The 1,715-nt window shown below is 51.4% G+C and carries 1 rRNA gene; it reads left to right on the top strand.

Annotation, left to right across the window (positions count from 1 at the left end):
• Positions 1-78: 78 nt before the first annotated feature.
• Positions 79-1,637, top strand: a 16S ribosomal RNA gene (locus KQI58_RS22205).
• Positions 1,638-1,715 lie beyond the last annotated feature (78 nt).

Raw genomic sequence — 1,715 nt, 5'->3', positions numbered from 1 at the left:
AAACAACATAGCAAGCAATATGCTAGCAAGTCAATTATTACAATTGAGCTTAACAGTCGCAAGACTGTTTCAAACACTTTTTATGAGAGTTTGATCCTGGCTCAGGACGAACGCTGGCGGCGTGCCTAATACATGCAAGTCGAACGCTTTTTCTTTCACCGGAGCTTGCTCCACCGAAAGAAAAGGAGTGGCGAACGGGTGAGTAACACGTGGGTAACCTGCCCATCAGAAGGGGATAACACTTGGAAACAGGTGCTAATACCGTATAACAATCGAAACCGCATGGTTTCGATTTGAAAGGCGCTTTTGCGTCACTGATGGATGGACCCGCGGTGCATTAGCTAGTTGGTGAGGTAACGGCTCACCAAGGCAACGATGCATAGCCGACCTGAGAGGGTGATCGGCCACATTGGGACTGAGACACGGCCCAAACTCCTACGGGAGGCAGCAGTAGGGAATCTTCGGCAATGGACGAAAGTCTGACCGAGCAACGCCGCGTGAGTGAAGAAGGTTTTCGGATCGTAAAACTCTGTTGTTAGAGAAGAACAAGGATGAGAGTAAAATGTTCATCCCTTGACGGTATCTAACCAGAAAGCCACGGCTAACTACGTGCCAGCAGCCGCGGTAATACGTAGGTGGCAAGCGTTGTCCGGATTTATTGGGCGTAAAGCGAGCGCAGGCGGTTTCTTAAGTCTGATGTGAAAGCCCCCGGCTCAACCGGGGAGGGTCATTGGAAACTGGGAAACTTGAGTGCAGAAGAGGAGAGTGGAATTCCATGTGTAGCGGTGAAATGCGTAGATATATGGAGGAACACCAGTGGCGAAGGCGGCTCTCTGGTCTGTAACTGACGCTGAGGCTCGAAAGCGTGGGGAGCAAACAGGATTAGATACCCTGGTAGTCCACGCCGTAAACGATGAGTGCTAAGTGTTGGAGGGTTTCCGCCCTTCAGTGCTGCAGCTAACGCATTAAGCACTCCGCCTGGGGAGTACGACCGCAAGGTTGAAACTCAAAGGAATTGACGGGGGCCCGCACAAGCGGTGGAGCATGTGGTTTAATTCGAAGCAACGCGAAGAACCTTACCAGGTCTTGACATCCTTTGACCACTCTAGAGATAGAGCTTCCCCTTCGGGGGCAAAGTGACAGGTGGTGCATGGTTGTCGTCAGCTCGTGTCGTGAGATGTTGGGTTAAGTCCCGCAACGAGCGCAACCCTTATTGTTAGTTGCCATCATTTAGTTGGGCACTCTAGCGAGACTGCCGGTGACAAACCGGAGGAAGGTGGGGATGACGTCAAATCATCATGCCCCTTATGACCTGGGCTACACACGTGCTACAATGGGAAGTACAACGAGTCGCGAAGTCGCGAGGCTAAGCTAATCTCTTAAAGCTTCTCTCAGTTCGGATTGTAGGCTGCAACTCGCCTACATGAAGCCGGAATCGCTAGTAATCGCGGATCAGCACGCCGCGGTGAATACGTTCCCGGGCCTTGTACACACCGCCCGTCACACCACGAGAGTTTGTAACACCCGAAGTCGGTGAGGTAACCTTTTGGAGCCAGCCGCCTAAGGTGGGATAGATGATTGGGGTGAAGTCGTAACAAGGTAGCCGTATCGGAAGGTGCGGCTGGATCACCTCCTTTCTAAGGAATCAGTTCATCTAAGATGAACGTTACGGAAACTACACAGGTTGACTTTTATTCGTTCAGTTTTGAGAGGTC

It is taken from the genome of Enterococcus raffinosus, assembly GCF_018917525.1.
Lineage (GTDB): Bacteria > Bacillota > Bacilli > Lactobacillales > Enterococcaceae > Enterococcus_A > Enterococcus_A raffinosus_A.
This window is presented reverse-complemented; position numbering and strand designations above follow the sequence as displayed.